Source organism: Providencia sneebia DSM 19967, assembly GCF_000314895.2.
Taxonomy (GTDB): Bacteria; Pseudomonadota; Gammaproteobacteria; order Enterobacterales; family Enterobacteriaceae; genus Providencia; species Providencia sneebia.
Window position 1 is genome coordinate 3,835,861 of the sequence record NZ_CM001773.1, and the last position, 21,022, is coordinate 3,856,882.

General features: G+C 37.0%; 16 protein-coding genes. 5 read left to right on the forward strand and 11 right to left on the reverse strand.

The annotated features are described in order from the left end of the window. Window positions 1–23 precede the first annotated feature (23 nt). From OO7_RS15890 to metH, 3 genes are all read right to left on the reverse strand, one after another. Entirely contained in the window at window positions 24–1,508 is a 1,485-nt protein-coding gene (locus tag OO7_RS15890; protein WP_008916959.1) for a tetratricopeptide repeat protein, read from the reverse strand. A 141-nt stretch (window positions 1,509–1,649) separates the two neighbouring features. Next, entirely contained in the window at window positions 1,650–2,237 is a 588-nt protein-coding gene (locus tag OO7_RS15895) for a hypothetical protein (protein ID WP_008916960.1), read from the reverse strand. Between the two features lie 574 nt (window positions 2,238–2,811). Then, window positions 2,812–6,495 carry a methionine synthase gene (gene metH / locus OO7_RS15900; protein ID WP_008916961.1) on the reverse strand — a complete coding sequence of 1,228 codons (3,684 nt, stop codon included), beginning with the start codon at window positions 6,493–6,495 and terminating at the stop codon, window positions 2,812–2,814. A 288-nt stretch (window positions 6,496–6,783) separates the two neighbouring features. Between metH and iclR the strand changes: the two genes are divergently transcribed. After that, window positions 6,784–7,614, forward strand: coding sequence for a glyoxylate bypass operon transcriptional repressor IclR (gene iclR / locus OO7_RS15905; protein ID WP_008916962.1), 831 nt, complete (start codon window positions 6,784–6,786; stop codon window positions 7,612–7,614). Between the two features lie 54 nt (window positions 7,615–7,668). Here iclR and OO7_RS15910 read toward each other — a convergent pair whose 3' ends face one another. The 4 genes from OO7_RS15910 to norR all read right to left on the reverse strand — a co-directional run bounded on the left by OO7_RS15910 (window position 7,669) and on the right by norR (window position 13,774). Continuing rightward, window positions 7,669–8,541, reverse strand: coding sequence for an N-acetylmuramoyl-L-alanine amidase (locus OO7_RS15910; protein ID WP_008916963.1), 873 nt, complete (start codon window positions 8,539–8,541; stop codon window positions 7,669–7,671). Between the two features lie 211 nt (window positions 8,542–8,752). After that, window positions 8,753–9,520 (reverse strand): N-acetylmuramoyl-L-alanine amidase-like domain-containing protein, encoded by a 768-nt coding sequence (locus OO7_RS15915; RefSeq protein ID WP_008916964.1) that lies wholly within the window; start codon window positions 9,518–9,520, stop codon window positions 8,753–8,755. 105 nt (window positions 9,521–9,625) lie between these two features. Continuing rightward, window positions 9,626–11,356 carry a bifunctional isocitrate dehydrogenase kinase/phosphatase gene (aceK, locus tag OO7_RS15920; protein WP_008916965.1) on the reverse strand — a complete coding sequence of 577 codons (1,731 nt, stop codon included), beginning with the start codon at window positions 11,354–11,356 and terminating at the stop codon, window positions 9,626–9,628. Window positions 11,357–12,262: 906 nt separating this feature from the next. After that, complete coding sequence (gene norR / locus OO7_RS15925; protein WP_008916966.1) at window positions 12,263–13,774, reverse strand: nitric oxide reductase transcriptional regulator NorR; 1,512 nt, start codon at window positions 13,772–13,774, stop codon at window positions 12,263–12,265. A 217-nt stretch (window positions 13,775–13,991) separates the two neighbouring features. Here norR and ytfE point away from each other — a divergent pair, with 217 nt between their 5' ends. Then, the gene (ytfE, locus tag OO7_RS15930; RefSeq protein ID WP_008916967.1) at window positions 13,992–14,657 is read left to right on the forward strand and encodes an iron-sulfur cluster repair protein YtfE; all 666 of its coding nucleotides are present in this window, start codon (window positions 13,992–13,994) and stop codon (window positions 14,655–14,657) included. A 213-nt stretch (window positions 14,658–14,870) separates the two neighbouring features. Here the strand turns inward: ytfE and OO7_RS15935 are convergent, their stop codons facing one another. After that, window positions 14,871–15,116 carry a DUF2543 family protein gene (locus tag OO7_RS15935; RefSeq protein WP_008916968.1) on the reverse strand — a complete coding sequence of 82 codons (246 nt, stop codon included), beginning with the start codon at window positions 15,114–15,116 and terminating at the stop codon, window positions 14,871–14,873. A 44-nt stretch (window positions 15,117–15,160) separates the two neighbouring features. Further along, window positions 15,161–15,643: a cold-shock protein gene (locus OO7_RS15940; RefSeq protein ID WP_008916969.1), complete on the reverse strand. Its 483-nt coding sequence runs from the start codon at window positions 15,641–15,643 to the stop codon at window positions 15,161–15,163. 199 nt (window positions 15,644–15,842) lie between these two features. On the opposite strand from OO7_RS15940, the gene OO7_RS15945 reads away from it, so the two are divergent. After that, window positions 15,843–16,541, forward strand: a complete 699-nt coding sequence (locus OO7_RS15945) for an RluA family pseudouridine synthase (RefSeq protein ID WP_008916970.1) — start codon at window positions 15,843–15,845, stop codon at window positions 16,539–16,541. Between the two features lie 10 nt (window positions 16,542–16,551). Here OO7_RS15945 and OO7_RS15950 read toward each other — a convergent pair whose 3' ends face one another. Beyond that, complete coding sequence (locus OO7_RS15950; protein ID WP_008916971.1) at window positions 16,552–17,091, reverse strand: DUF2058 domain-containing protein; 540 nt, start codon at window positions 17,089–17,091, stop codon at window positions 16,552–16,554. Window positions 17,092–17,566: 475 nt separating this feature from the next. Here OO7_RS15950 and OO7_RS15955 point away from each other — a divergent pair, with 475 nt between their 5' ends. Both OO7_RS15955 and OO7_RS15960 read left to right on the forward strand, forming a co-directional pair. Further along, the gene (locus OO7_RS15955) at window positions 17,567–18,493 is read left to right on the forward strand and encodes a DMT family transporter (protein ID WP_008916972.1); all 927 of its coding nucleotides are present in this window, start codon (window positions 17,567–17,569) and stop codon (window positions 18,491–18,493) included. A gap of 922 nt (window positions 18,494–19,415) precedes the next feature. Beyond that, a complete protein-coding gene (locus tag OO7_RS15960; protein WP_008916973.1) occupies window positions 19,416–20,324 on the forward strand; it encodes a PAAR domain-containing protein in 909 nt (302 codons plus the stop codon). Between the two features lie 55 nt (window positions 20,325–20,379). Here the strand turns inward: OO7_RS15960 and OO7_RS15965 are convergent. After that, a partial coding sequence (locus OO7_RS15965) for a DUF932 domain-containing protein (RefSeq protein ID WP_008916974.1) occupies window positions 20,380–21,022 on the reverse strand: 643 nt, incomplete at its 5' end.

Genomic DNA, 21,022 nt, shown 5'->3' on the forward strand with positions numbered 1-21,022 from the left:
ATATATTATATTCACCGATATAACTAATTTTTTGAGGTTTTTACGGGTTCTTTCGTTGTTTGAACATTCTGTGTAAATTGCAGCATCTCTGGAGACGTATTTTTATTTTCTTGTAATAACTTTAAATTATTCGCTGCAATTTTATTGCCTAGCTTATCAGATCGCTCCAGCCACATAACCGCTCTGAAGATACTTTTATCCCCACCCATGCCTCGTGCATACATTACAGCGAGATTATTTTGTGCATCACTCTCATTTTGAAAAGCCGATTGCAAAAATAACTGACGAGCTTTTTGTTCATCCTTCTTAACGCCTTTACCTAACAAATAAAACATCCCAAGCTGGCTTTTAGATTGAACATTATCTTTTTCAGCTGTTGTTAACCAATTAATCAATGTGTTGTTATCAATATTATCTAACTTCCCAGCGATATAGAGCTGAGCAAGCCTAACCTGTGCTTCCCTGACGTTTGCTTCCGCCATACTCAAATACCAATCAATCGCCTTTTGCTGATTTGGCGGTATATCACCAATCCCTTTCTCATAATACTCAGCCACTTTCATTCCAGCAGCCGCAGAGCCATTACTTCCCGCCTTTTGGTACCATTCAAAAGCCATATTGACGTCTTGCCCGATACCTTTACCAGTTTCATACCCTTGCGCTAATGCATACTGCGCTTCTTCATTTTCTTGCAATGCAGCTCGTTTATACCAATAGATAGATTGATAATCATTTTGTTCAAGAAATTCTGTACCATTATGGTAAAATTTCCCCATGTTAGCTTGCGCTGTCGAAGACCCCATATTGGCTGCTTGATGATATAAATCAGCGGCTTTTTGCCCATCTTCTCGGACCCCTTGTCCCTTTTCATACATGACAGCCAAGTTATTTAAGGATGCTGCAACACCCAATTCCGCGCTCTTTTCATACCACATTCGCGCTTTTTGGTAATCAACATCACCACCAATACCATCGTGATAAAACATCCCTAAAGCAAATTGTCCAGAAGCTTGCCCTTGTTCCGCAGATTCGACGTACCATGCTTTCGCTTGTTTATAATTTTGTTCTACGCCTAACCCATTTTCATACAGATACCCTAAAGCATATTGGCAATACGCGTCGCCACTTTCAGCGCCTTTTCGATACCAACGAGCAGCTTCTTCATAGTTATCCTGATGTTGCGCGAGAACACCGAGATAATAATCCCCATCTGTATTATTCAAATCAGATGCTTTTTTAAACCATGTATAAGCTTGTTTATCATCGACAGATAAGAAATCTGTTCCTTCTGCATAAGCAAGACCAATATCAATCATGGCTGCAACATCACCAGCTTGCGCAAGTTTTAATCTATTTTGAAATTCTACAGGGAGGTTATTTTGTAAAGTTGCAGGGGCAGATGATTGCGGCTTTTCTTTATTAATCTCAGAGGGCGCTTCAATTGGTTGAGCTAATGCATAAGAAGCTTCACAGAAACAAAATAGCAGAATGAGGAGGCGAAAGTTCATCGAATAAGTCCATTAACAGCATAATAGGCATACGATAACACTCCGCGATAAAAAGCATAAGAAATTCTACTCTTTATTTGTAAAAATAGTGATAAATCAGATAATTGTTTGATTAATCACCTGATTTATATTTTATTGGTATTAATTTACACGGTAGCCACCATGTTGGCTGGCAAATAAATTGAATTTTCCCCATTCAATCAAAAGATTTTCCAACGTTTCGTTGCTCACTTTACACAAACCCGCTATTTCGGCAATGACGAATTGATTATCATTCACTAATTCAGGTGTGAATACTTCAGCTATCCAAGCACTTTCTTGAACAGTAATAAGCCAGCCATCATTTGTGGCAAACTTATGAACTGGGATCATGCCTTCTTTGGTACTTTCTTGAGATAACAGTTTTTCTTCATCACGTAGCGCCTGATGAAACGCCTCAATTTCTTCCTGCGAAGGCGTTGGTTCGACAAGCTGAGCTTCTTCTAGGTAGAGATAAATTTCTTCAGCACGAGCTGGTGTTAACTCACTTTTTAACCAAATAAGGTTAAAACAGTGATCATCTAGTAAGTCATCCGTGTCTAATCTATCCATAATTTGCAAAATGCTCATCATGGCACTAACCTGATCTTCATTCATAAAAAAAGTTTCAGGCGCAGCATTATTTTGAATTTTATAGGGATAAACTGCTGTTGACGATAAATCACCTGCAACAATAAATTCGTAGCTCATTAGCTCAGCCTCTTTAAGTGTTATACCTTTAAGATGGAGACATAATACAAATAATTCAAGTTATACAGAAAACTACACCTAAAAAGAGGTCAAAAAAACAAGCCTATTGATTAAATAATAATATCGTGTGATGAATACTGCACCACTTTGCCCCATCTAACTGAATCACCGTGAATAGGCACATATAAAAGTGTTTAGCTCAGATAATTAAAAGCAACTAGCACAAACAATAACTCTCTTTAATTATCTACCATTGAAATAATTAAGATACATAACCCATTGTATACACTAAATAATTCGGGTTGTCGCACGGCGGCAAATGAAGCTATCCCGAGGAGCATACAAAAGTATGTGACTCGGGTAGCTGAAAGCAGCCAACACAGCGACAGTGCGAAATATGACTGGTATATCAAAACAAACAAGGCATACAACCCATTGTATACACTAAATAATTCGGGTTGTCGCACGGCGGCAAATGAAGCTATCCCGAGGAGCATACAAAAGTATGTGACTCGGGTAGCTGAAAGCAGCCAACACAGCGACAGCGCGAAGTATGACGTGTATACGGGTATACCTAGTCTTCGGGATCATACCCAAGATTAGGCGCTAACCATCGTTCTAACTCATTGACAGACATACCCTTACGCAATGCATAATCTTCTACTTGATCCCGCTGCAACTGAGCTACTGCAAAATATTTACTATCAGGGTGACTAAAATACCAACCGGATACCGAAGCACCTGGCCACATAGCGTAAGAACTTGTAAGCTGCATGCCTATTTGGTTTTCAACATCTAATAGCTGCCAAATCTTCGCTTTTTCAGTGTGATCTGGACAGGCTGGGTAACCAGGTGCTGGACGAATACCCTGATAATTTTCACGAATTAGCTCATCATTTGACAAATCTTCATCGGCGCTATAACCCCAATACTCTTTTCTCACTTGCTGATGCAAATATTCGGCAAAAGCTTCTGCTAATCGGTCTGCTAAAGCTTTTAACATAATTTTATTATAATCATCATGTGCTTGTTCATATTCGTCGGCTAAGGCATCCTCTTCTAATCCTCCAGTCACCGCGAATGCACCGATATAATCTTGCAAGCCACTCTCTTTAGGTGCCACAAAATCAGACAAACAATAGTTTGGAAACTCTTTTTTCTCCGTTTGCTGGCGCAGATTTAATGCCACTGTTTTGACTGTATCTCTTGTTGAAGAAGCATAAATTTCAATATCATCACCAACACGATTTGTAGGAAATAACCCAAATACTCCTCTTGGTGTAAGTGATTTATTTTTTGCTAGCTTATCCAGCATTTCATTGGCATCGCATAATAATTTACGCGCTTCTTCCCCAATAATTTCATCTTCTAAAATACGCGGGTATTTTCCTGCCAAAGACCAAGTCATAAAGAAAGGTGTCCAATCTATATAATGACGAAGCGTATCAATTGAAGCTTTAACTTCTTTCACACCAATAAAACGAGGCACTACTGGCTGATAATTTTGCCAATCAATTTTTACCGCATTTGACCGAGCAGCTTCTAATGAAACGGGTGGCGTTTTTGGTCTTCTACGGCCATGTTGTTCGCGCACGACCTCATATTCACGGCGAGTACGCTCGACAAAAGCCTCTTTTTGCGTGGCTGATAACAAGGCAGAGACAACACCAACCGTTCTTGAAGCATTCTGAACATAGGTTACTGAATGGCTATAATTTGGTTCGATTTTCACTGCTGTATGTGCTTTTGACGTTGTTGCTCCACCGATCATCAAAGGAAGTGTAAATCCTTGGCGCTCCATCTCTTTAGCAACATGCACCATTTCATCTAATGACGGTGTAATTAGCCCAGATAACCCAATAATATCAACATGTTGTTCTCTTGCAGTTTTTAAAATTGTCTCACAAGGCACCATCACGCCTAAATCAATAATTTCATAATTATTGCATTGCAAAACAACGCCTACGATATTTTTACCAATATCGTGAACATCACCCTTCACAGTTGCTAATAAAATTTTACCTGCACTACTGCCCGACTGTTTTAGCTCCTGAATATAAGGTTCTAAATATGCAACAGCTTGTTTCATCACTCGTGCTGATTTTACAACTTGAGGTAAAAACATTTTCCCTTCCCCAAAGAGATCGCCAACCACATTCATGCCATTCATCAGTGGCCCTTCAATCACCTCAATGGGGCTAGTTGCGCGTTGCCTTGCTTCCTCAGTATCTTCAGTAATAAATTCAGTAATCCCTTTCACCAAGGCATATTCTAAGCGTTTTTCAACTTCCCAAGAGCGCCACTCTGCTTGCTGAACTTGTTGCTCACCACTACTGGTTGCGCGGTATTTTTCTGCTAATTCTAATAAACGCTCAGTGCTATCTTCTCGGCGATTTAAAATAACATCTTCAACAGCATCTTTAAGTTCTGCCGGAAGATCATCATAGATGGCAAGTTGGCCCGCATTAACGATCCCCATATCCATACCATTACGGATCGCATAATAAAGAAAGACGGCGTGAATAGCCTCACGGACAGGATCATTCCCTCTAAATGAAAACGAGACATTAGATACGCCACCGGAAATCATTGCATGAGGAAGTTGTTCTTTGATGTCTTTACAGACTTCAATAAAATCAACAGCATAATTGTTATGTTCTTCAATTCCAGTTGCAACAGCAAAAATATTTGGGTCAAAAATAATATCTTCTGGTGGAAAATGGACGGTTTTCGTTAATATTTGGTAAGCACGTCGACAAATTTCTATTTTTCGTTCACGCGTATCAGCTTGGCCTGCTTCATCAAAAGCCATAACCACCATGGCTGCACCATATTTACGTACTAATTTTGCATGTCCGATAAAAGCCGCCTCTCCCTCTTTCATCGAAATAGAATTCACAATCCCTTTACCTTGAATACATTTAAGCCCTTTTTCAATAACCGCCCATTTTGAAGAGTCGATCATAATAGGCACACGGGCAATATCAGGCTCACCTGCAATTAGATTTAGAAAACGCACCATCGCAGCTTCTGCATCCAACATGCCTTCATCCATGTTGATGTCAATAATTTGCGCACCATTTTCAACTTGTTGACGAGCAACATCTAACGCTTCTTGGTAATTGCCTTCTTTAATCAAACGTTTGAATTTTGCTGAACCCGTTACATTCGTCCGCTCACCAACGTTAACAAATAAAGATGTTTTACCAATATTTAGTGGCTCTAAACCTGAAAGCCGACACTCAACAGGCTGTTTCGGCAAAATACGCGGGGCTATTCCCTTAACAGCTTCAGCCATCTTTTTGATATGTAACGGTGTTGTTCCACAACAACCACCAACAATATTTAAGAAACCAGCTTGTGCCCACTCACGAATTTGCCCTGCCATATTTTGTGCATCAAGATCATATTCACCAAAAGCATTCGGTAGACCTGCGTTTGGATGAGCACTCACATAGCACTCAGCAATCCTTGATAATTCAGAAACATACTGCCTTAGTTCATCAGGCCCAAGCGCGCAGTTCAGACCAAAAGAGAGAGGTTGAGCATGACGCAATGAATTATAAAAAGCTTCTGTTGTTTGCCCTGATAATGTACGGCCGGATGCATCCGTGATCGTGCCTGAAATCATAATTGGCAACGTGATCCCCAATGCTTCAAATTCTGTTTCTACAGCGAAAATGGCCGCTTTTGCATTCAATGTATCAAAAATGGTTTCGATCATGATGAGATCAACACCACCTTTGATCAACGCTCTCGTTGATTCACGATAAGCATCCACTAACTGATCAAAACTGATATTACGAAAAGCGGGATCATTTACATCAGGAGAGATTGACGCCGTACGGTTGGTTGGCCCTAAAACACCGGCAACATAGCGCGGCTTCTCTGGTGTTTTTCGTGTCCATTCATCTGCACATTCACGAGCAATGCGCGCAGCAGCTTCATTAATTTCCGCAGATAACGATTCCATTTTGTAATCTGCCATTGCAATACTGGTTGAGTTAAATGTATTTGTCTCAACAATATCTGCACCCGCGTCAAAATATTGGTTATGGATCTCACGGATAATATCTGGTTGAGTCAGAACCAGAAGATCATTATTGCCCTTTACGTCACTCGTCCAGTCAATAAAACGCTCTCCTCGGAATTGCTCCTCAGTGAGTTTATATTTTTGGATCATGGTTCCCATAGCGCCGTCTAATACTAAGATCCGTTTTTGTAATTCATGTTCTAACTGACTAATTTTACTGGACACTCTTTAACGCCTCCCAAAAATAACCATCATCAACCGACTCAACATTGCTTGAGCTACATATCAATGATATGAACAGTTTTCTTCCCTTTGCGGCAAATTATGATACGGGCAAGATATAAGTGAAATTAACATTCATTTATCCTACCACAATTTTATTATGGGAAATTCAGCCAAATGATGAGAGTTTTTCAGGTTGTTAAAGATCGAGTTTTTAGCTGATCAGATGAGTATTTTGGGAGGAAATCATCCATAATAGAAACAAAAGTTGATTCCATCAGGAGAGATTTAATGGCGACTGCATCAATGAGTAAAAAAATAAAAAAGGCAAAGGGACCTGCAAGTGGTACTCCTGCGGCAGGACAAGTCCAGTCATTAAGTCGGGGACTGACACTTTTGGAATATATTTCTGAATCAACGGGAGGCATTACATTAACCGATCTGGCACTACAAGCGGGCTTGCCGAATTCAACGACTCACCGTTTACTGATGACATTAGAGCAACATGGTTTTGTTCGCCAAACAGGTGATCTTGGTTTATGGGTAATTGCTTCAAACGCATTTATTATTGGCAGTAGCTTTTTAGAAAGCCGCAACTTGCTGGCGTTAGTTCACCCAATTTTACGTCGTCTAATGGAAGAATCTGGGGAAACCGTCAACCTCGCTATTCTCGACTATGCAGAATTTGATGCTGTGATCGTCGATCAAGTGCAATGTAATGCATTAATGCGCATGTCTGCTCCCATTGGTGGCAAACTCCCATTACATGCATCTGGTGCAGGTAAAGCATTCATTGCCAATTTACCAGAAGAACAACTTATCCCACTGCTGAGCAAAAAAGGGTTACATGCTTACACGCCACATACTTTAACCAACCCATCCGCTTTAAAAGAGAACTTACAACAAGCTAAAAAACAAGGATTTTCTTATGATGATGAGGAGCATGCCTTAGGCTTAAGGTGTATTGGTGCGTGTATTTATGATGAACATAAAGAAGCATTCGCGGCAATTTCAATCTCAGGGCCACTTTCTCGTGTAACAGATGATCGTATTACTGAATTAGGCGCAATGGTGATCAAAGCAGCAAAAGAGATCAGCCGTGAATATGGTGCGATCCGTTAATTCAAAGAGTTATGGCAGTGGATCACCCCACTGCCATTGAATGTTGCTATCACATTATAGAGCCAATAGCTTTGGAGATTGATTCAATTTCAAAAAGCTCGACATGTTGCGATATTTCTCGATTAATGCGAATGCTATTGCTTCTGTTTCCGCATCCGGTAAGCCATCAATATTACGTGGTCTAAAATGCATTTGGAACGCACTAATGGTTTTTTGAGTTTCTTCATCAAGTTCCCCTGAAAGTGGGATCTCCGTATAACCATAGAACTTTAATGCTTTTTGTAATTTTAAGAGATCACTCGATTCATCAATAGTTCGGCCAGAAAGATACTTTGTCACTGTCGCTGCATCAGGCCATGCACCAATTCCATGTTGAGACAATCTTTCCCATGGAAATGCCTTGCCCGGATCTTCTTTACGTAACGGCGCAATATCGCTATGACCAATAATATTTTCAGCCGGAATATTATAACGCTGCATAATATCCTTAATCAGCGGTATCAAAGCTACAATTTGTGATTCATTAAATTCAGGCCAAGTTTTATTACCTTGTTCGTCAAGTTGGTAACCCGGATTAACTATCTCAATACCGATCGAGCTATTATTTAAGTTTCGGTGATATAACCAATGGCTGTGACCTGCATGCCAAGCTTTAAGTTCTTCTGGAACCAGCTGTAAAACAATAGGTTGATCACTTTTTTGCTCAGGTTCGCTTGTGACCAAATAATGGGAACTCACTTGGCCTTGAGTGAGTAAATGAAGAGAATAATCATCATCCGCAACAGTATAGTGCAAAATAACATATTGAATTCTTTCACTTGTATTTTTAGATGGCTGACTTGAGTCAACGTAATATCCTGGACGGGAAGAAAGTGTCGAACACCCTGACAATAATAATAAAGCCAATATACCGATAATCCGAAACATACATAAATACCCTATTTGTTTTGCTAATAACCTATCAAAACATAGTGTAAAAATTAACTCTGTAAAAAAACGTCTGACTTTATATCTATAACAATTTTATCTCTGTTTTTTCATTCTTTTAATGATTATTAAAGAATAAAACATTGATAAATTTAAATACTACAACTCAAAGAACGACCAAAATAATCACAGCAAGTTAACGTGATGAAAACTATCTTGACCTTAAAACAATAATACCGGGTTTCCCCTTTAAATAATTATTTAGTTCAATATCAACAACTTTCAAATTACGCTTTAAAGATGATGCATTTCTAAAATAGATTTGACCATTTTGCCAGATAGCAATACCAACATGGCTAACATCCAATCCAGAATTGGGGGAATAAATGCCAATATAATCCCCAGTTTGAATCTGATTTAATACGTTTTTATCAATATTTCTCGTGGGAATATAATGAATAACACGATTTTTAATCGGCACAGTAGCCAGCAGTGGCTTTCCATTTTGTCCTAAATTAAGGTGTTTACTTATTTCGACAGAATTGTGGCTGATCTCTTGGGTTACATCTGAAATTAAATTATCAGGGCGTGCAGACCAATCAGTAAAAAAATGATGTCGATTGATATACGATATATTCTCATCAGAATAACGAACTTGTTTCAGATTTTGCAAAAAATCTTCGTAATTATCTGAGCGTTTGAGCGCTTCCGTATATTCAATAAACGTCATACAATCCAGCGCTTTTAGGTTTACAACTAAATTTTCTTGATTTGCTGACACCATATTAAGCGTTTTATTATTATAAGGTGTCCCTAAAAAATATTCTGTAATCACCTTAGTGCGTTGCTGCGCTGCTAATCCTTTTGTTTTCTGCTGAATATCATTCAATATCGTTAAAGAACCGGATTCCAACACAGTCTCAGAATAAGAACTATAAGTCGATAATAATAGAATAATAACAATCGCCTGCCTTAGCATAAGGTAGAGCTTCCTATATTAATTGTTAAGACAAACGAAGTAACTCAGGTAACATCATTATCTACTTGAGTTTTAAACATATTAATAATAGCTTAAATATCAAATTTATACGTCATCAAAATTATGTCTAAAACGTAAATTTTCAGAATAAGCATACACATCTTCTATATAGCCACTGCGAATTCTATCTTGTAAGCTTTGCCAATATTGTGCTGTAAATAAATTTCCATGTTTTTCTTGTAGGTAATTGCGAACTTTTAAATCCTGACATAAGAATTGTATAAATTCTTCCGGGAAAACATCTTGATCTCCTATGCTATACCACGGCTCGCTAGCGAGTTCTTGCTCTGGATACATAGGTTCAGGAATACGACGAAAATTCACTTCGGTCATATAACAAATTTTATCATAATCATAGAAAACCACTCGCCCATGTCGCGTTACACCAAAATTCTTAAACAGCATATCACCCGGAAATATATTGGCAGCCGCAAGTTGTTTAATTGCTTGGCCATATTCGTTAATGACATGAAATAACTGTTCTTCATCAGCATCATCCATATAAATATTAAGTGGTGTCATTTTTCTTTCCATATATAAATGACGAATAAGAATTTTATCACCTAAATCTTCTATTAATGATGGGACTTCTAAGCGTAACTCTTGCATTAATTCATCACTGATATAACGCTTATCTATAATGAAATTTTCAAACTCTTGAGTATCTGCCATTCTCCCAACACGATCATGCTCTTTTACTAAGCGATAACACTCTTGGACTCGCTCTTTAGTGACCTCTTTTTGAGGTGCAAACTTATCTTTAATGAGCTTGAACACTCGGTCAAAAGAAGGCGATGTAAACACTAACATCACCATACCTTTCACACCTGGCGCTATTGAAAATTGTTCACAGGAGAAATTAATAAAAGCAAGGTACTCGCGGTAATACTCCGTTTTTCCATGTTTTTGGCAACCAATTGACATATATAACTCAGCAATTGATTTACTTGGTAAAATTTCGCGTAGCCAAAAGACTAATGCTGCCGGAAATGGTACATAAACCATAAAATATGAACGAGCAAAACCAAATACAATACTCGCCTCATCAAACCCCGTTAAACATGTATCAATATAAATTTGACCTTGTTCATTATTATGAATGGGCAATAAAAATGGATGAACTTCATTATTAATAACAATTTTTCCGACTAACCAAGCCGCTTTATTGCGATAAAACAGCTCATTAATAATTTGTAGGCTGATTTCTTGCTGCTGAATATTCGCAAATCGCTCGGATAATGTATCTACAATAAATTGCACATCCTGAGCAAGAGAATACCACGGCAAACGTAGAGGTAATGCTTCCAAAATACTCTGCAATACATTCGGTAAATTATTATTGATAAAATAATCTCGCGCTAATGGCCTTGGTATATCACTAAATCGACGAACTGGCTGAGAAGTAAAAATAAATAAATTATCCGTCGTCAGATCGCGATGTTTAAAGATTCGACAATAAACAGAGTTAAAAAAACTTTCAGCAATCTCAAAACGTGGATAATCGGGTAATAATTCAGTATAAGCTCGTTTGATCGCAGATAAATTATCAGCAGTCACTGATTGAGCTAAGCCCATAAACTGCAATTGGGCAACAACTAACCCCACATGATGATCATAAAGTTGTATTCTTTGCTTCATGGCATCTTGAACCGCATGCCAATCCGCGCGTTCAAAACGTTCTTGAGCACCAAGAGTCACTTCTAAAAATCGCCCATATTGAGCATCAAAACCTTGTAAAATGGTTTGAGAAATAATCTGTTCTATTGATAATGACATACATCTCTCCCAACAAAGTACCGCTCAATTTTATTAGTTATAGAAAACTTGGCAGTTATCAAAAAAATAATTAAATCATAGCATTATTTATTTTTCGCCATATATAAACCCATATTAGAATATCATTTTATGATAACTAACTTATAAGCTAATGGTAAAAATATCCATAATTAGAAATAGCAGAATGAATCAAAATACCATCAATCTATTAAGGTTGTATCAATAATATTGAGTATATGTGAGATGTGTAAAAATACGAGGAACGGCTTAACCATTGAATATTGATAATAAGGATTATAATTATAAATACTCTTAAATCATCTATGTACAGCACATCATTATTTATCTTTTTCCTATCTAAATACCTCTCATACTTGATTAATTCTTTCTAAGATATACTTGATAACGATAAAATAACTCAGAATAGTGAATAGAGTTGATACTTAATACTTTATTGTTATTCTATTAAGAAAAAGGATACAATTCATTGATAATCAATTAAATAACATTAAAAAATCGGGAAAAGAACTAATTATAGTTATTATCAATTTATTCGTATTTTCATTTATTATCAATGTAACTTCATCAAACTCATACAATTATGATGTTATTGCTAACACCCCACTGTGTGAAACGATCATTTATCCTTACTGAGCTAGAAAAATACAGGCAATTATTACCATTTTACTTATAGTTGTTCCTTTATCGATCATAATAATAAAAAATATTATCAAAAAAGAGTATATAAAATTACCGCTTAGAGTAATTTGCAACCTCATCATACTTACTTGGATCTGGTGGGAATTTTTTGGGCAATATGAGAAGTGCTTTAGTTAATGGAAAAATAACTTTATTTAGATTATCCAAAATATTTAATATTTTTATTAATCAAGTTTAAATAAATCATTAACTTAATCCTAATCGCTTGGTTAAACGCCGTAAGTTAGCAGGATCAAGTGATAATTCTCTTGCTGTAGCAGCCCAATTTTGATTATTTCTTAGTAATGATTGTTTAATTAAATCACGCTGAAATTCATCTACAGCCATTTTTAAATTTTTCTCTTTGGCCGATGAATTTTCAGATGTAGTTATAACAGATACTTCTGAACTCAATGCAAAATGATTAATTTTTAAGATCAGACTTTCTGTTTTATTATCCGCTCTGGCTAATATAATCGCTCTATGGATTGCATGCTCTAATTCCCTTACATTACCCGGCCATGAATAATGTAATAAATAAAGACGTAATTCAGGACTAATGATCACTTGAGCAAGATTAAAACGTTGGCGATATTGCTCACAAAAATACCCAACTAAAAGTAAAATATCTTCACCTCTTTCACGTAATGAAGGTACATGTAAAGGAAAAATACTTAAACGATGAAATAAATCTGCACGAAAATTACCCGCTAATACTTCTTCTCGTAAATCACGATTTGTTGCTGCTAAAACACGAACATTCACACGTAAATTACGATCATCACCAATGCGTTGAATATCACCATATTGTAATACACGCAGTAGTTTTGCTTGAAGTGATAATGATAATTCCCCTATTTCATCCAAAAATAGCGTGCCATTATCTGCCATTTCAAACTTACCACTACGGTGGCTAATCGCGCCAGTAAAAGCGCCTTTAACATGCCCAAACAATTCACTTTCTGCAACGCTCTCAGGAAGAGCCGCACAATTTAAATAAACTAACGGATTATCTGCACGATTAGACATTTCATGAATGGCTTTCACAACAAGTTCTTTCCCTGTTCCTGTTTCTCCACTGACCAAAATATTCATATCAGCGAGTGCAACAATTGCTATCTCTTTTTTTAGTTGCATCATGACAGGGGATAAACCAATAATTTCAGTTTTGACGGTTGGCTTAAAAGAATTACTTGGCGTAAATAACATATTTTGATTTTCAAGTTGTTCAATCAATAATGCGTTATTTAATGCTCCGGCTGTTAATGCCGCAATTAAGCGCAGCTCTTCATCACTGAATGTATCGAATTGATGAGGATCCATACCATCAAGTGTCAATGTACCAATTAAATCCTGACCTGAAAAAAGTGGTAATCCTATACAGGCATGAACTTTCAAATGTTCTCTATCAGGAATAAGCCCATCATAGGGGTCTGGTAAATCACTATCGGCAGGAAAGCGCACAATATCACCCGCTCTTGCAATCGTTTCAAGGCGAGGATGCCCCTCAAGTAAAAAACGGCGTCCTAGCACATCACGCGCTAAACCATCTATTGCTAATGGAATAAACTGATGAGGCTCATAGCGGAGCAAAGCAGCGGCATCACAATGAAATACTTGACGAAGCCTTGTCACTAAACGCTGGAATCTATCTTGATGACCAACATCTTTTTGTAATTCAATCGCAATTTTAGCCAACACATCAACAGAAAAGCCCATAAAATACCTCATAGTCATTATGACTACTATTATGGTCATTTTAACCCAACAAAGATAGTCATTTTAACAATAAAAATTTCTATTAAAAATAAAAATCATTATAAAACAATAAAATAAAAACTGGCACGTTTCTTGATTATATCAATGTAACACAGAATCTTTTGCTTTATTACGCGCTCTTTGCGCATAATATTTTTCAAAATAAACAGGTGAAAATATGAGTTTACGCGACCAATCTTTAGGACAACTGGCTTTATCTATTTCAGGTGCCAGCGCCATATTTCGTCAATATAATTTAGATTATTGCTGTGGTGGTAAAAGGTCATTAAGTAAATCAGCAGAAAAAGCCGGATTAGATATTAATGAAATTGAAAATAAATTAATCGCGCTTTCAGAAAAACCATTAGAAAAAGATTGGCGACAAGCTCCGCTTAGTGAAATTATTGATTTTATTATTGTCCGTTATCATGATAAACACAGATCACAATTGCCTGAACTTATTCTGCAAGCCGAAAAAGTTGAGCGTGTCCATGAAGCTAAACCTTCTGTTCCCAAAGGATTAACTCATCAACTAACACTTATATTAGATGAATTGACCAGCCATATGATGAAAGAAGAAAGAGTGCTTTTTCCTATGATAAAAAATGGATTAGGCAGCCAAGCTGGCGCTCCAATTAGTGTTATGGAACATGAGCATGATGATGCAGGTGAAATTGTCGAAGTGATAAAATCCATTACTCAAAACGTCACACCACCACCTGAAGCCTGTACAACATGGCGAGTACTTTATAATGGCATCAATGAATTTATTGATGACTTAATGAACCATATTAATCTAGAGAATAATTTATTATTTCCGCGGGCATTAGCTGGAGATAAATAAGTCATTGGTAGGGGATCTCATATCCCCTATTATAACTTACCTTAGATATAAAACTTATCTATTATAAATGCTTTAAATACCTTTATATTCTAAGAAGTTATTGATAATAATTCAGTTTCCATTATCAAATATTACCTAACTTGAGATAACAGAAAGAAAAATGAGCACACACTATTTAATGTGCTCATTCCTAAATGTGCTTATTCGAAAATATTACTCATTGCCCCATTGATTTAAGAATGTCGCAATTTCATCAATATGTTTTTCATCAATTTTTGCTTCTTTCGCCATCTCTGTTTGCGCTTCTTCGCTGATTTCTTCGTTATTCATTAAACGTGTTAGTAACAATTGAAAATAATGCGCTAAAGGGGTACGTTCTGATTCATCAACAGATATTTGAGTTTCTGCTTCGTACTCGTCAACAATATCGTAATATTTCAGTGAGATTTCATTATTCATATATTGCCTCAAGGTTTTAGCATACAAGATTAATATCGGAGATATTAAAACTTAATCAGTTTTACTGTGGCATCGATATCTACTTCATCATCAGTAAAAGTGAGTTTTTTTCCGTGTAGTGTCGTGATTTCAATCTTTTTTAACGTACGGGTTTGATTAGGGTTATTCGCTGATCCTGATTTAAGACTATTCATTAGCATACCGACAGATAATATTGTATTTTCTTTATTAATATGCGTTTGGGCAGGTACTTCTTCGCTATAAACACGATAAGATTTTATTGCGGTGATCTTAATACGCTCACCTGCGATATAAAGATATTTGCTATCAGGGATCACTTTAACCGCATAGGCAGATAAACCTTTTGTATTCGTTGTTGGTTCAAAAGTGACATTTGCGTCTTTCTTAATTAAATCAGGATTGGCAACTTTAACTATATGAAAATAACGGTTATCACCGTTTTCATCTTTAATAAATCCAAAACCTTTATCGTCAAACCACTTCGTGATTGTTCCATTCATTGCCATTATTGCCTACTTTATCGTCTACTTAATTTTTAACACGCACAATACACAGTATAAAGCACAATACTGATACAAACTATGCCTTTAGTTTATAGTCTAGACTATAAACTGTCACAATCTATAGATAATCGTATTTAGATGTCATTCGCCAATCACATTAAAATTCGCTATTATCCTTATCCGCTCTTTACTGGATAAGCTAATGTCTAAGATTATTGATGATTTTATTGCGCCACCTTGCCATGACGAAATTAAATATATCTATCAAGATGAGCATTTAATTCTTATCAATAAGCCTTCTGGATTACTGAGTCTTTCAGGAAAAAATCCACAAAATTTAGATTCTGTACATCATCGATTAATCAAAATTTTCCCAAATTGCACTCTAGTTCATCGCCTAGATTTTGGTACTTCTGGTTTGATGGTCATTGCTCGCAATAAAATAATTAATGCTGCACTTTGCCAGCAATTTAGCCAACGTGCGGTAACAAAAGTTTATCATGCCCTACTTTGTGGGCACCTTCATAATGATGAAGGGATTATTGATGCACCAATTACTAAAGATCCTGCCCTATTTCCACTAATGTCAATTAATGCTATCACAGGTAAACCCGCCCGTTCTCATTATCACGTTCTTGAACGTTTTTACCAAAGGTTAGAAGATGGCTCTTCTCTTCCTCTAACGCGGGTTAGACTCACACCAGAAACGGGACGTACGCATCAACTTCGCATTCACTGCCAATACTTGGGTCATCCTATTTTAGGCTGTGATTTATATGGTGGCCGCTTATTATCAGGAACTGAAAAAATACCTCGGCTGATGTTACATGCCAGCGAATTACATTTTATTCATCCTATAAGCGGCACACCAATTAATGCACAATGTGAAAGCCCATTTTGATAACAGATAATTACCACATTAAATCATCTGGAATTTTAAAATCTGCATACGGGTCATCTTCATCTTGCTCTTCTTGGCTAAGTGCATTATTTAATAAAATGCTCTCAGCATCTCTTTGCATGATTTTATCCGCGACACTTGCAGGAATAATGGCATATTCAATTTTGCCATTGCTATCTACAATAAGACGAGCAATCGCAAGACGACCACTTATGAGCTGAGATTGTGTCAATTTATCAACAATAATATTTTTAATGACGTTGCTGTCAGTGAAATTAAAATCAATATCCCCTTTTGTTGGAATAATTCGATTCATCTCAATTAACTGTTTTACCTGAGCTTTATATTCTTTCGATAAAGCGACCTGCTTTTGCTGCTCATTAAGTTGTTTATCACGCTCAAGTTGCGCTTTCTTATTCTCTTCAACCGCTTCTCTCGCCTCACGCGCCTGAACACGTGATTTTTTAGCCGTTCTTTGTACTTTTGCCATCTTTTTGCTGGTCACAAGGCCGGCTTTTAACATCTGTTCTTGTAAAGTAAGTTTCGCCATTTTTCTATCTGCATTAATTAAGTCATTTATCCGATTATACCTGTAATTTTTAAGAGTGCATTAAACGGCTTAATTGACTGGCTCATTATGATGAAGATAAAAGATTAACAACAAGTCATTGTACGGTTTGCAAGATACAAAATAGATGCAAAGCCATGAATATCCCATAAGGAAGGTGTAATTCAGCGTCTACCATTTTTCAAAAAATATTTATCCTTCTTTTCTAATTCTTCCAAGATGAATAAGGGCATGTCAATTTATACCGCGACTTAATTCTAATGACATAGTGATGGCATACATAATATTAAAGACTTAATTATTACTCTTATATTGCTATTTTGAGAAAAATAACACCATATAAACCTATATTGAGTAGAAGAATTTTCTAAATTTGTGATTTTGATTAATGAATAAGATAAATTTTTATTCTCATTATTCCTTATAATAAGGTTCTTAATATTGATATGGTGGTTTTATGCAACGAATTATTGTGATTCTGCTTTTTGCCGTTGTGACATTTACATGGGGAACAACATGGTTAGCGATGAAAATTGCAGGAGAGAGTATTCCTCCTTTATTTGCGACAGGATTACGTTTCCTTTCCGCATCACCATTCTTATTTATCTTATTAATTTCTTTTAAAAAACCAATATTATTCCCACAGGGCCAACGTATTTTTCAACTGATAATTTGTTTATTCTATTTTGCAATTCCATTTTCTTTAATGATATATGGTGAGCTTTATGTAAGCGCGAGCTTGGCTGCTATCATTTTTTCTATTATGCCTGTTGCCGTCTTAGTCGCATCAATAATATTACTCAAAGAATCAGTCAATCTTTATCAAGTTACAGGGTTAATTGTGACGCTCTTGGCATTAACTTTAATCTTAATTAATGAGTCAATTGACAGCTTAAATGGGGAAAGCATAGGAATTATAGCACTATTAAGTGCCGTTATATTGCATGCCTTTCTATATACTAAAACGAAAAAGATATGCAGTTCTATTTCTGTGCTTACCTTTAATGCTTTACCGTGTTTAGGTGCCGGATTACTACTTACGGCTGCAGGATGGTGGTTAGAACATCCGAATATCACGTTGGTGTCAGTTAATTCATTATATGCCGTTATTTATTTAGGTGCATTTGCTGGCGTATTTGGAATTATGAGTTATTTTTTACTACAGAAAAAAGCGACACCTTTTCAAGCTTCAATGGTTTTTTTAATTTTTCCATTAGTCGCTATCTCGCTAGATACATTAATTTATGAAAAATCAATTGCCGATGAATCAATGCTTCTTCTTTTACCTTTAGGTGTGGGAATGTTTTTACTCCTGCGAGGAAATACATTATCGAGTAAAGAGAATGAATCAATACCCTCAAAAACAATTGAGAGTGAGGCTTAAAAACCAACCTAAGCTATTTGTCACATTATTAGTTAGCAGCATGCTTTTGTTGCTAACGACATATGTTGACCACACAAAACTACTGTATTAAATAACACATTATTTTTAATTTGAGCAAATCTAGTGAAGCCAAATACAAACGATATGATACCTCTATGGTTTATTTCGGTGTAAGTCTGGAAGAAGAAACTCAGGCTATCCACAACAATCTCGATCGAGGGTAACATTTTTGTATTAGCTCAGACTTTCGCTGATACGGTTTATATGTAAAACATGGTTAAACCTGACAGGTTTATTTGAACGAAAAGTGGAAACCTAACCGATAACTGTAATAAATATCCTCCGGCATAGCCGGAGGTTTTTAATATGCGCCTATAAGGCTTTATTGCCTGCCGCGCCCTAACAGGCGCATATAACGGCTCTGACATTTGTTTCTATGAGTTACTTACTGCCCGTAAACGGGCTACCCGGATATATTCACTCGGAGGTTGATGTGGGTTGAGTTAGATTGACATGCATTGACTGGAAACGTGGGGAAAGCCTTACAAACACTGGATTTCAGATACAAAAAAAGACGTCGGTTGACGTCTCTTGATGTTCTTATGGTGCGAAGGCCGGACTCGTACTTTACAGATAATGCATTGCTTTTATTCAGTATAAATTTACAGATAATTTTTTGTATACTTAAATGTATACTCAGTAGTTTGGGGTTTGAAAACTAAATTAATTAGCATCACTCCCTCTCTTATATAAGCTTCTGCCATAATACCATTTTATCCTTCTTGTTGGACATTATTAAAATACTAACACCCTATCTCTTATCTATTGTAATCCTTAGTAATTGTTAAAAATAACTTGTCAATGCCTTAACACTGCTCAACAACAACATTTAACTTAAGTGCAATTACGTTTAAGGACAGACATGGCTATAGGCTATTTTTTACGTGTTGGTGATAAAACAACTTGCGGTAGTCAGATTCTGACGGGTGATAATACTTTTATATTTCATGGAAGATCGGCTGCACGTCAGGGCGATCTAGTTACCTGTGGAAAGCATTCTGGGACATACAACATACTTGGTGGCGTTAGCAATGTATGGGGTAATGGCAGAATGATGGCGGGAACACTGGATAGCTTTAGCTCCTGTCCATGCAAAGCAAGACTGATAAACTCGATCACTGATTGCTACAGCAAAGAAGATGAACCGATGTCTCGCGCATATAACCCTGTAGCTACCCAGGCTCCTATTCAGCAAACAATTAGCCAACCAAGTAATCATTATGCTCCTCCTATTATTGCCAATAACAGCAACAAAATTAAAATTGATGCGCAACACCTAATTGATTGTGCTGATGAGCTTTGTGAAAAACACCTCTATTATCCAGACATAAAGAATGCATTCCAAAGTCAAGTAGAAGCTTTTGCTTATCTTATTGTTGATCAAGTTGAATCTGGCCAAAAAAGTTATGAACAAGGTTCTGCCGAGTTAAAGCAGGAAGAGAAAAGCTTACTGGAACAATCACTAAACTGGTTAACTAATGGTCTTTCAATTTTTGGTGGTGCAGGCATGGTGTGGGCTGGTGGTGCATTATGTGGAACAGGGCTTGGCTGTATTATCGGAGCTCCTTTAATTGCACATGGCGCTAATGGTATTTACGAGGGTATAGAAGGTTTAGTAGAAGGACGAGACGATATCGATGGCCCACTAAGAGATACATTATTCAATTGGAGTATACTCGTTTCAGCTGTGATCATTTTATTATTTTATTATTTTATTATTTTATTTAAAAATGATATGGGCATTAGAGTCTTTAGGACGGCGTTAATATAGGGTAGAGCCTTAGTCTCTACCCACATTATACCCACCCTAAGCATTCAATGGAGCTTCATTTGTTAATATACTCATACATCTTTTCAGTCATCACCCACAGCGCCTTATTCAATTTAATATCCCCATCAATACCGTTCACTGAACGAGTACGAGCGCGTTTACCTTTCGCATTTCTGCCTGATAATCCCCCTTTAATTAAATTTTCTTGCAAACGTTGGTACACCGTCCAAAGATCGTCCTTCTTATCTTCTACACGGCGTGGTTGTAATACTTGCGCTTCGGTGATCGGTTGATGTTCTTCGCCATAACGATACATGAGAGCGGCTTGGGCGAAGATCTGTTGTGCTGGTGGCGGTAATTGTAAGGACTGCATTTGCTCACGTTTTTCAGCGATAGCATCAAACGTACCTAACACTTCGTAAGCCCCTTCAATCACTTTATCGACGACATTACCTTTGTGTGGAACTCTGACCTCTCCAAAGGTATCGCCACAAACCAGCCCATTTTGACAAACATAGCGAAAAAAGCCGGGTAACATTTGATAGCTACTCGAACCATCATGGCTATTGAGTAAGATGATTTCAGGCACTTGGCTRCCCGTAATTTGGTCATGGCGTCTGAGGCGWARCAKATGCTTAGTATGATCRCGACGGCTTTCATCTCGAACACGGGTTTGGCATGACAAAGGAAACGGGTAA

What these genes read in the sequence shown, in the direction of transcription:
- ytfE (WP_008916967.1), top strand. Translation starts at nt 13,992, where the DNA reads ATGAGTTTACGCGACCAATCTTTAGGACAACTGGCTTTATCTATTTCA.
- OO7_RS15915 (WP_008916964.1), bottom strand. Translation starts at nt 9,520, where the DNA reads ATGCTAAGGCAGGCGATTGTTATTATTCTATTATTATCGACTTATAGT.
- iclR (WP_008916962.1), top strand. Translation starts at nt 6,784, where the DNA reads ATGGCGACTGCATCAATGAGTAAAAAAATAAAAAAGGCAAAGGGACCT.
- OO7_RS15895 (WP_008916960.1), bottom strand. Translation starts at nt 2,237, where the DNA reads ATGAGCTACGAATTTATTGTTGCAGGTGATTTATCGTCAACAGCAGTT.
- OO7_RS15945 (WP_008916970.1), top strand. Translation starts at nt 15,843, where the DNA reads ATGTCTAAGATTATTGATGATTTTATTGCGCCACCTTGCCATGACGAA.
- OO7_RS15950 (WP_008916971.1), bottom strand. Translation starts at nt 17,091, where the DNA reads ATGGCGAAACTTACTTTACAAGAACAGATGTTAAAAGCCGGCCTTGTG.
- OO7_RS15940 (WP_008916969.1), bottom strand. Translation starts at nt 15,643, where the DNA reads ATGGCAATGAATGGAACAATCACGAAGTGGTTTGACGATAAAGGTTTT.
- norR (WP_008916966.1), bottom strand. Translation starts at nt 13,774, where the DNA reads ATGGGCTTTTCTGTTGATGTGTTGGCTAAAATTGCGATTGAATTACAA.
- OO7_RS15935 (WP_008916968.1), bottom strand. Translation starts at nt 15,116, where the DNA reads ATGAATAATGAAATCTCACTGAAATATTACGATATTGTTGACGAGTAC.
- OO7_RS15890 (WP_008916959.1), bottom strand. Translation starts at nt 1,508, where the DNA reads ATGAACTTTCGCCTCCTCATTCTGCTATTTTGTTTCTGTGAAGCTTCT.
- aceK (WP_008916965.1), bottom strand. Translation starts at nt 11,356, where the DNA reads ATGTCATTATCAATAGAACAGATTATTTCTCAAACCATTTTACAAGGT.
- OO7_RS15955 (WP_008916972.1), top strand. Translation starts at nt 17,567, where the DNA reads ATGCAACGAATTATTGTGATTCTGCTTTTTGCCGTTGTGACATTTACA.
- OO7_RS15910 (WP_008916963.1), bottom strand. Translation starts at nt 8,541, where the DNA reads ATGTTTCGGATTATCGGTATATTGGCTTTATTATTATTGTCAGGGTGT.
- OO7_RS15960 (WP_008916973.1), top strand. Translation starts at nt 19,416, where the DNA reads ATGGCTATAGGCTATTTTTTACGTGTTGGTGATAAAACAACTTGCGGT.